Annotated in this window: 1 pseudogene; it reads right to left on the bottom strand. The window is 56.0% G+C overall.

Annotation, left to right across the window (positions count from 1 at the left end):
* A pseudogene (locus CKO12_RS14515) lies at positions 1-573 on the bottom strand (AAA family ATPase); the annotation flags it as partial.

The raw sequence follows: 573 nt of genomic DNA, 5'->3' as shown, positions 1-573 counted from the left end.
CAGGGCGGCAAAGTGGCTGTAAAAAACGCTGGCGTAGTGACCCTCATAACGGGCAATGGGGTTATTGCGGTACCAATCATGGGGCAGTGAGGCGTAGAGCGCCTTGAAATACTCCTCAAGTCCGGCCATATCGTTGGACTGGAGTAGTTGTGGCAACTTTAAGACAATCTCATCCAGGGCATCGTCGCTAATACCCAGAACCGGGAGCAGTGCCTCGTTAAGGCTGCACTCGACCTCGTAATTGGGCAAAGCGAGTTGGTATATCGGTTTGTTAGGCACGATCTCGCGGCTGCCGACAAGGGTAAGATAACCGGTCTGGAACAGCAAAGCCTCGGTGCTGATCTGCTCGACATCGAAGCGGCTGAGCAGCGCCGGACGGCTCTGCCAGTTGGTAAGCGACGGCGTGTAGATACCGCGCTCGGCGAGCAGCTCGACAAGGAATGTGGGCGTTGCCGACTCGAACCAGTAAGGGGCGAAGCGGCGCTCCTGGAACAGGAGCAGTAGGTCGAAAGGGTTATAAACCGCTGCATTTTGCTGATCTGCCCAGCTGTAGCCGTTATACCAACGACGGAT

Origin of the sequence: Chromatium okenii (assembly GCF_016583745.1) — a bacterium.
Taxonomy (GTDB): Bacteria; Pseudomonadota; Gammaproteobacteria; order Chromatiales; family Chromatiaceae; genus Chromatium; species Chromatium okenii.
The sequence above is the reverse complement of the archived record's forward strand: the minus strand, read 5'-3'. Positions and strand labels throughout refer to the sequence as shown.